This window comes from Actinoplanes sp. NPDC024001 (genome assembly GCF_040638955.1).
In the GTDB taxonomy this organism is placed as follows: Bacteria; Actinomycetota; Actinomycetes; order Mycobacteriales; family Micromonosporaceae; genus Actinoplanes.
Window position 1 is genome coordinate 22,458 of record NZ_JBEZZB010000129.1, and the last position, 8,971, is coordinate 31,428.

Sequence of the window (8,971 nt, forward strand, 5' to 3'; positions counted from 1 at the left end):
GATGGCACGCTGGGGACATGCCGGTCGAGATCAGAGCCTTCAGCCCCGCTGACGTCGACGCCATCGTCGAGTTCTCGCTGCGCGCGTGGGCGCCCGTCTTCGAGTCCTTCGAGAAGGTGCTCGGTCGCGAGATCTTCCTGCGCGCCTATCCGGACTGGCTGGCCTCCCAGGCGCGCGACGTCACGCGCACCTGCACCGAGCACGCCGAGCACACCTGGGTGGCGGTGGCCGACGGGCGCCCGGCGGGCTTCGCCACATCGATCTTCGACGAGGCCGCCTCGACCGGCGAGATCGAGATGATCGCCGTCGACCCGGAGTTCCAGCGGCGGGGCATCGCGGCCGCGCTGATCGAGCACTCCCTGGAGCACATGCGCAAGGCCGGCCTGACACTGGCCGGCATCGGCACCGGCGGCGACCCGGGCCACGCCCCGGCGCGGGCGGCCTATGAGAAGGCGGGTTTCACGCCGCTGCCGCTGGTCCACTACTACAAGGCGCTGTGAGCCCGGGCCTCCTCACGCTCGTACAGAAAAGGAAACGCACCCGAGGGAGAGCCCTCGGGTGCGTTGGTGATGGGGGTCTACTCGCCGTCGGCGAGGATGGCGTAAAGCTTGCGCTTGGTCTCGTTGAGCACGTCGAGCGCCTTCTGGCGCTGCTCGGCCGTGCCGGTGAAACCGACCTGCTTGAGGGCGCTCATGATGCCGACCGCCGCGTCGCGGAAGTCCTGCACCTGCGACATCGCGTCGTCGCCGAACTGCGCCCACGGCGGGTTCTGCGCGGCGGCCTCCGCCTCGGGGCGGCCGTCGGCGGTGAGCTGGTAGCTCTTGCGGCTGCCCTCGGCGGTGGCCTCGATGAGGCCTTCGTCCTCGAGCAGCTGCAGCGTCGGGTAGACCGAGCCGGGGCTGGGCCGCCAGATGCCGTTGGTGCGGGCGTCGAGCTCCTGAATGATCTCGTAACCGTGCATCGGGCGCTCCAGGAGGAGCGCCAGGATGGCGGGCCGCACATTCTGCCGGGAGCCGCGGCCGCCGCGCCGGGGGCCGTGGCGGCCGAAATCCGGCGGGGGGAAGCCGGGGCCGCCTGGACCGCCGGGACCGAAGGGGAATCCGGGCGGGAAGCCGAAGCCGCGCCGGCGCGCCTCGCCGATCCAACCGCCGCGTCCGTGCCCACGCTGTCCGTCGTGCATGTACCTCATGACCTTCTCCGTTCTGTTGGCGATAGTTAGACGATATATCGGCGAACAGTCGTCGGCAAGGGTTTCTGGGAAGGCAGGGTTGCGGTACGTGTCGGACGGCTCGGATCTGGCAATCTGGTACCTGTGTTGACGGTGCCCATTCGGCAGCTCGGGGAGCCCGAGCGCGCTGCGGTCGAGCGGATCCTGGACGCCGACCCCTATGCGGGCGCTCAGATCGCGGAGCGGGTGGCTTCGCACGGGCTCAACTGGTGGCGTTCCGACGGACGCATCTACGGCTATGAGCCGGCCCGCCGCATCGAGTCGATCATCTGGTCCGGGGCGCATCTGGTGCCGGTCGGCGCCACTCCGGCCGCGACCGCCGCGTTCGCCGATCTGCTCGGCGCGGACCCGCGGATCTGCTCGTCGATCATCGGCCGCTCCGAGGCCGTCCTGGACCTCTGGGAGCGGCTCGGCGGCCACTGGGGGCCGGCCCGCGACGTGCGGTCGAACCAGCCCCTGCTGGTCACCGACCGCGATCCGCTGGTCCGCCCCGACCCGCAGGTGCGGCTGGTCCGCTCCGGCGAGGTCGATCAGCTCTTCCCGGCGGCGGTGGCGATGTACACCGAGGAGGTCGGCGTCTCGCCGCTGCTGGACGACGGGGGCCGCGGATATCGGCGGCGGATCGCCGAGCTGGTGAAGGGCAAGCGGGCCTACGCACGGTTCGCCGGCGACCAGGTGATCTTCAAGGCCGAGCTGGCGATCATCACCCACCGGACCACGCAGGTGCAGGGTGTCTGGGTCCACCCGGAGTACCGGGGGCGGGGCCTGGCAACCGCCGCCATGGCCGCGGTGGTGGCCGACGCGCTGCGCCGGGTGGCGCCGACCGTGAGCCTCTACGTCAACGACTACAACAAAGCCGCACGCCGGGTGTACCAGCGGTGCGGCTTCGTGTCGGCCGGCTCGTTCGCGACCATTCTGTTCTGACCCGGCTCCGGGTGGATCTCGCGCCGCGCGGCGGCCGCGAGATCCACACGGAGCTGCGGTGGGACGTCAGTGCACGGTGACCGTCGGGCCGGGCAGCAGCTCGCGCAGCTCGTCGGGCAGATCGGCGCCCATCTCGTCGGCCAGCCGCAGCGCCTCCTCGACCAGCGTCTCCACGATGATCGACTCGGGCACCGTCTTGATGACCTTGCCCTTGACGAAGATCTGGCCCTTGCCGTTGCCGGACGCAACCCCGAGGTCCGCCTCGCGCGCCTCGCCGGGACCGTTCACGACGCAGCCCATCACGGCCACCCGCAGCGGCACCGGGAAGCCCTCCAGAGCGGCCGTGACCTGCTCGGCGAGCGTATAGACGTCGACCTGGGCGCGCCCGCACGACGGGCACGAGACGATCTCCAGGCCACGCTCGCGCAGGCCCAGCGACTCGAGGATCTGGTTGCCGACCTTGATCTCCTCGACCGGCGGGGCCGAGAGCGAGACCCGGATCGTGTCGCCGATGCCCTCGGCGAGCAGGGCACCGAACGCCACCGCGCTCTTGATCGTGCCCTGGAACGCCGGGCCGGCCTCGGTCACGCCGAGGTGCAGCGGGTAGTCGCACTGCTGGGCGAGCAGACGGTACGCCCGGATCATGACGACCGGGTCGTTGTGCTTCACCGAGATCTTGATGTCGCGGAAGCCGTGCTCCTCGAAGAGCGAGCACTCCCAGAGCGCCGACTCGACCAGCGCCTCGGCGGTGGCCTTGCCGTATTTCTCCAGCAGCCGCTTGTCCAGCGAGCCCGCGTTGACGCCGATCCGGATTGGGGTGCCGGTGTCGGAGGCCGCCTTCGCGATCTCCTTGACCTTGTCGTCGAACTGGCGGATGTTGCCGGGGTTCACCCGGACCGCGGCGCAGCCGGCGTCGATCGCGGCGAACACGTACTTCGGCTGGAAGTGGATGTCGGCGATCACCGGGAGCTGCGACTTCTTGGCGATCGCGGGCAGCGCCTCGACGTCGTCCTGCGAGGGGACGGCGACCCGGACGATCTGGCAGCCGGCGGCGGTGAGCTCGGCGATCTGCTGCAGGGTGGAGTTGACGTCGGCGGTGAGGGTGGTCGTCATCGACTGCACGCTGACCGGCGCCCCGCCACCGACCAGCACGCCCCCGACGTTGATCTGGCGGCTCTGCCGGCGCGGGGCCAGGGGCGGCGGGGGGACGGCCGGCATGCCGAGGCTGATCGGAGTCGTCATCGGAAGTTATTCACGACCTTCCTTGAGTTGCAGGTGAACGAGTTAAAGCCCATGGTCTCCACCGTCGTGAATAACTTTCACTTCACTCACTTGAAAAGGGTAATGGGGTTGATGATGTCGGCGGTCACCGTCAACAGGGTGAAAGCGCCACCGATCAGGATGACTGCGTAGGTCACAGGCATCAGCTTGTAGTAGTCCACCCGGCCGGGATCGGGTCGCCGGAAGAGCTTGTAGAGGCGCGACCGGATCGCCTCGAACCAGGCGATCGCGATGTGCCCGCCGTCGACCGGCAGCAGCGGCAGCAGGTTGAACAGGCCGATGAAGACGTTGAGCGAGATGAAGACCTGCCAGAAGACCTCGGGCACGCCCTTCTCGATGGCCTCGCCGCCGATCCGGCTGGCACCGACCACGCTGATCGGGGTGTCCGGGTCGCGTTCCTCACCGGTGATCGAGTTCCACAGCGCGGGGATCTTCTCCGGGATCCGCGCCATCGCCTTGAGCGAGTTCTCCACCAGGTACCAGTTGAAGTCGCCCGATGCCGGGATCGCGCCGAGCGCGTTGTAGGTGATCACCGCGGGCTGGTCGGTGGTCCAGCTCACTCCGGCGACGGCGACCTGCGAGACCGGCCCCTCCGGGTCGTTCAGCGGGGTTCGTTCGGCGGTGATCAGGTCGACCGTGGTGGTCGCGAGCACGCCGTCCCGCTGGTACTCGAACGGGGTGGGGCCGGCAGGCTGGGCACGGATCGCATCGGTCAGCTGCCCGTAGTTGGTCACCGGTGTGGCGCCGACCTTGGTGATCAGGTCACCGGTCTGCAGGCCCGCGGCCTTGGCCGGCGCCTCCTTGGCGCTGCCCGTGCCCGGGACGCACTCGGGACTGGTGTCGGTCAGCGAGGTGCGGATGCAGTCGCCGACATAGATCATGGCGGGCTCGGAACGCTGCGCCTCGACGGTCTGCGGGATGTCCGTGTTCGGCAGGCCGATGGTCATCGCCATCACCCAGGCGCCGACCAGCGCCAGCATGAAGTGGGTGATCGACCCGGCGGCCAGCACGACGGTCCGCTTCCACACCGGGAAGCGCCACATGGCCCGGTGCTGGTCCTCCGGCGCCACGTCGTCGTCCTGCGGCGTCATTCCGACGATCTTGCAGAAACCGCCGAGCGGGATCGCCTTGAGCCCGTATTCCGTCTCACCGCGCTTGAAGGAGAAGATCGTCGGCCCGAAGCCGACGTAGTACTTGGTCACCTTCATGCCGAAGCGCTTGCCGGTGATCATGTGACCCAGCTCGTGCAGGCTCACCGAGATCAGGATGGTCAGCGCGAAGGCCGCCGCACCAAGCCAGAACAGCATCAGGCTCCTTCAGCCAGAGTCGCGATTGTCTGCTGTGCCTGGGCGCGCGCCCATGCCTCCGCGGCAAGCACGTCTTCGACGGTACCCGGCTCCGCGAAATCCGGGGCCGCCGCGAGCACGCGCTCCAGCGTGTCAACAATGCCCAAGAAAGGTAGCCGACCGGAGACGAACGCGGCCACACACTCCTCGTTGGCCGCGTTGAAGATGGCCGGCCGGCAGCGCCCGGTGCGGCCCGCCTCCTTGGCCAGCTCGACCGCGGGGAACGCCTCGGCGTCCAGCGGGCGCAGCTCCCAGTTGTGCGCGAGGGTCCAGTCGACCGCGGCGGCGGCCTGCGGCACCCGCTCCGGCCAGGCCAGGGCCAGGGCGATCGGCAGCCGCATGTCGGGCGGGCTGGCCTGGGCGAGCGTCGAGCCGTCGGTGAACTCGACCAGGGAGTGCAGCACCGACTGCGGGTGCACCATCACCTCGATGTCGTCGTACGCCACCCCGAACAGCTCGTGCGCCTCGATCACCTCGAGCGCCTTGTTCACCATGGTGGCCGAGTTGATCGTAACGACGGGGCCCATGTCCCAGGTCGGATGCTTGAGCGCCTCCTCCGGTGTGACGTTCGCCAACTCCTCACGGCGGCGGTCCCGGAACGCTCCCCCGCTCGCGGTGAGGATCAGCCGGCGTACCTCGGCCGCGGTGCCGCCGCGCAGGCACTGGGCCAGCGCCGAGTGCTCCGAGTCGACCGGGACGATCTGCCCCTCCTTGGCGATCCGCCGGACCAGCGGGCCGCCGGCGACCAGGGACTCCTTGTTCGCCAGGGCGAGGATCCGGCCGTTCTCCAGCGCGGCCAGGGTGGGCGCCAGCCCGAGGCTGCCGACCACGCCGTTGAGCACCACGTCACAGGGGTGCGCGGCCAGCTCGGTCATCGCCTCCGGGCCGGCCACGATCTTCGGGATCTTGAAGTCTCCGGTGGCGTAGCCCCGCTTCTGCGCCTCGGCGTAGAAGGCGAGCTGCAGATCCTGCACGACCGAGGAGCGGGCGACCCCGACCACCTCGACGTTCAGTTCGAGCGCCTGGGCGGCGAGCAGTTCGACGTTGCCGCCACCCGCGCCGAGGGCCACGACCCGGAACCGGCCGGGGTTGCGCCGGACGATGTCGATGGCCTGGGTGCCGATGGATCCGGTGGAGCCGAGCAGGACGAGGTCACGCATGGGGTCCATCTTCCCGGACGGGCGCACCCGGTTCAGCGCTGGGCCGGGACCCGGGAGAGCACGAGTGAGGTCACCGCGGACGCGGTCTCGGGCGGCAGCACGCCGACCGGGATGACCAGCATCCACATGCGGCCGAGCCGGCCGACCAGCATGCCGTCGACCTGGTCCACCTTCGTCACCCCGGACCAGCGGAAGAGCTGGTCGGTCTGGTCGTTGGTCATCCGGACACCGTGCTCGTCCAGCTCGTAGTGGGTCTCCCGGAGCACCTGCGGACGGATCATCCGCATCATGATCCAGGTGCTGAGCGGCGGCACCACGAACACGAAGGCCAGGCCCAGCAGCAGCCCGAAGAATGAGCCCTCGAGGACCAACGGCACCAGGCTGAGCAGCACGATCAGCACCCCGGCGGCGCGGACGAGACGGTACTGGCCGCGCAGGAACGTCGCCAGCGCGGTCCGTATCTGACTTTCGGTCGGATGCGCCGAAAACGTGAAGTGATCCACGAGCGTGAGATCTTAGGCCACGGCGGGGTATCCAGGCAGGGTGCGAAAATTGTTCGCTCCGCTGCAGGGACGGGATGTCGCGCTGCACGCGGCCGCCATCACCTTCTACAGCGGCATCGCGGTGGTTCCGGTCGCCCTGCTCGCGATCTGGCTCACCGGTCTGGCCGTGGGCGCCGAGCGCGTCCGCGAGCTGACCGGCCGGACCATCACCGCGCTGCCGGACGAGATCGGCGCCCCCCGCGCGCTTGCCGCCCTGATCGACGCCGGCCTCAACCTCACCCCGATGCTCGCGCTGGCCAGCCTGCTCCCGGCCACCCTGTACGGCGAGGGCATGCGCCGCGCCTTCGCCTCACTGCGCCGGCCGGGCGAGTCCCTGGTCGGCTGGCGCGGCCGGCTGCTCTGGCTGCCGCTGCTGGCCGCCGCGCCGGCCCTGATGCTCGCCCTGTTCCTGGCCCTTCCCACGACCAGCAGTCTCTGGCTGCGCGGCGGCTGGTGGTCGGTGCTCGGCGTGGTGCTCTCCTTCCTGGCCGCCTGGCTGGTGCTGACCCCGGTGGTGATCTGGGTGTTCCGCTACGTCGCGCCGGGCCGCCCGCCCTGGCTGGCCACGATCCTGATCGGCTCGTTCACCGCGGCGAACCTCTCCGGTTTCCTGCACGGCTTCGTGCTGTTCTGCTCGCTGCCGCTGGATCTGGGTGTGCCGTTCGGCGGGTTCACCGAGATCGGCGCGATGGTCGCGGTCGGCCTCTGGCTCTACCTCTTTCACGTGGTGCTGCTGGCCGGGTTCGCGGCCACGCACTCCGTTAAGCCGTATTTATCGGACGATTCGCCGAAGCAGGTCACCACCACCCCGGGGTAGCCTCGCGAACCATGACCCCCATTCCCGACCGCGCCGACGTGGTGATCATCGGAGCCGGCCACAACGGTCTGGTCTCCGCGATCCTGCTCGCCCGCGCCGGGCTCGACGTCGTCGTCGTCGAGGCCGCAGGCGTGCTGGGCGGAGCCACCCGAACCGAGCGTCCCTTCCCCAAGGTGCCCGGCCTGGGCCAGTCCACCGGCTCCTACCTGCTCGGCCTGATGCCGCCGGAGCTGCTGCGGACCCTCGACGTCGACATCCCGGTGCTGCGCCGGGACCCGCACTACTTCCTGCCGACGCCGGGGCCGGCCGGCTCGCCGTACCTGCTGTTCGGCAGCGACCGCGAGGCCACCCGCGCGCAGCTGGAGAGGTTCTTCTCGGCCCGCGACGTCGCCGCCGACGAGACGCTGGCCTGCGAGATCGGCGCGCTTCGCGCCGATCTCGCGCCGGCCTGGCTGGAAGAGCCGGCCTCGGTGGAGGAGATCGCCGACCGGCACATCCGGCCGCAGCTCCAGAGCACCTTCCTCGATCTCGTACGCGGGTCGGTCGCCGACTACCTGGGCCGGTTCGGGTTCAAGAGCGAGCTGCTGGTCAGCATGTACGCGGTGACCGACGGCCTGTCCGGGCTGAACGCCGGCCCCGACGACCCCGGAACCGGGCACAACTTCCTGGTGCACAACATGTGCCGGCTGCCCGGCTCGGACGGCACCTGGCTGATCGCCGAGGGTGGCATGGGCACGGTCTCGCGCACCTTCGCCGAGGCGGCCCGCGCGGCCGGGGCGCGGATCTTCACGGACGCCGCAGTGAGCGCGGTGACGGTGGACTCCGGCGCGGCCAGTGGGGTGGTCCTCGCCGACGGACGGTCGATCTCGGCCCGGGTGGTGCTCGGCAGCTGCGACCCGTACCGCTTGATGGACCTGGTTCCGGAGGGCGCGCTGCCGGTGGAGCTGACCGAGCGGATGGCCGCGGTCAAGCGGACCGGCACCACGCTCAAGGTCAACCTGGCGCTGCGTGACCTGCCGCGGTTCTCCTGCCTGCCGGCGGGGGCGCCGTCGCCGTTCGGGTCGACCATCCACCTGCTGCCCGACGCCGGCTCGCCGATGGCGGCGCTGCGCGAGATGTGGGCCGATGTGCAGGCGGGCCGGCTGCCGGCCGAGCCGACCATCGAGTGGTACCTGCACACCACCGTCGACCCGTCGCTGCGCGACGAGGACGGGCACCACTCGTCGGCGCTGTTCGTGCAGTCGGTGCCGTTCGACATCGCCGGCTCGTCGTGGGACGCCGAGCTGCCCGGCTATGTGGAGCGGCTGCTGGCGATCTGCGACCGTTACGCGCCCGGCACGTCCGACCTGGTCGCCGACATGATGCCGCTCACCCCGCCGGGCATCGAGAAGCACTTCGGGATCACCGGTGGGCACATCCACCACGTCGACAACACGGTCGCGTTCGACCAGCGGATGCCGTACTTCACCGGTCTCGACGGCCTCTACGCCGGGTCGGCCGGCGCTCACCCGGCCGGCAGTGTCATCGGCGCCGCCGGCCACAACGTGGCGCGGCGCATCCTGCGCGATCTGAGCCTCTAGATCAGAGGATTTTACCGGGGCGGGGCCGGGCCAGGCCCAAAAAGCTAGTGGAACAGCCACAACACCCGACCCGGGGCGCTGGGGGACCCGGGC

Annotated in this window: 9 protein-coding genes; 4 read left to right on the forward strand and 5 right to left on the reverse strand. The window is 70.2% G+C overall.

Features of this window, described 5'->3' with window-relative positions; genetic code table 11:
• Positions 1-17: 17 nt before the first annotated feature.
• A complete protein-coding gene (locus AB0F81_RS36855) occupies positions 18-500 on the forward strand; it encodes a GNAT family N-acetyltransferase (protein ID WP_360205129.1) in 483 nt (160 codons plus the stop codon).
• A gap of 77 nt (positions 501-577) precedes the next feature.
• On the opposite strand, the gene AB0F81_RS36860 is transcribed toward AB0F81_RS36855, so the two are convergent.
• Complete coding sequence (locus AB0F81_RS36860; protein ID WP_360205131.1) at positions 578-1,189, reverse strand: PadR family transcriptional regulator; 612 nt, start codon at positions 1,187-1,189, stop codon at positions 578-580.
• 123 nt (positions 1,190-1,312) lie between these two features.
• On the opposite strand from AB0F81_RS36860, the gene AB0F81_RS36865 reads away from it, so the two are divergent.
• Positions 1,313-2,152, forward strand: coding sequence for a GNAT family N-acetyltransferase (locus tag AB0F81_RS36865; protein WP_360205134.1), 840 nt, complete (start codon positions 1,313-1,315; stop codon positions 2,150-2,152).
• 66 nt (positions 2,153-2,218) lie between these two features.
• Here AB0F81_RS36865 and ispG read toward each other — a convergent pair whose 3' ends face one another.
• From ispG to AB0F81_RS36885, 4 genes are all read right to left on the reverse strand, one after another.
• A complete protein-coding gene (ispG, locus tag AB0F81_RS36870) occupies positions 2,219-3,394 on the reverse strand; it encodes a flavodoxin-dependent (E)-4-hydroxy-3-methylbut-2-enyl-diphosphate synthase (protein ID WP_360205137.1) in 1,176 nt (391 codons plus the stop codon).
• Between the two features lie 86 nt (positions 3,395-3,480).
• Entirely contained in the window at positions 3,481-4,740 is a 1,260-nt protein-coding gene (locus AB0F81_RS36875) for a site-2 protease family protein (protein ID WP_360205139.1), read from the reverse strand.
• Positions 4,740-5,948, reverse strand: coding sequence for a 1-deoxy-D-xylulose-5-phosphate reductoisomerase (gene dxr, locus AB0F81_RS36880; protein ID WP_360205141.1), 1,209 nt, complete (start codon positions 5,946-5,948; stop codon positions 4,740-4,742). Before dxr ends, AB0F81_RS36875 begins: the two co-directional genes overlap by 1 nt.
• A 23-nt stretch (positions 5,949-5,971) precedes the next feature.
• A complete protein-coding gene (locus tag AB0F81_RS36885; protein ID WP_360205143.1) occupies positions 5,972-6,442 on the reverse strand; it encodes a hypothetical protein in 471 nt (156 codons plus the stop codon).
• Positions 6,443-6,482: 40 nt separating this feature from the next.
• Here AB0F81_RS36885 and AB0F81_RS36890 point away from each other — a divergent pair, with 40 nt between their 5' ends.
• Together AB0F81_RS36890 and AB0F81_RS36895 are read left to right on the forward strand one after the other, a co-directional pair.
• Entirely contained in the window at positions 6,483-7,298 is an 816-nt protein-coding gene (locus AB0F81_RS36890) for a YhjD/YihY/BrkB family envelope integrity protein (protein ID WP_360205146.1), read from the forward strand.
• Between the two features lie 11 nt (positions 7,299-7,309).
• Entirely contained in the window at positions 7,310-8,878 is a 1,569-nt protein-coding gene (locus AB0F81_RS36895) for an NAD(P)/FAD-dependent oxidoreductase (protein ID WP_360205149.1), read from the forward strand.
• The last annotated feature ends 93 nt before the right edge of the window (positions 8,879-8,971 follow it).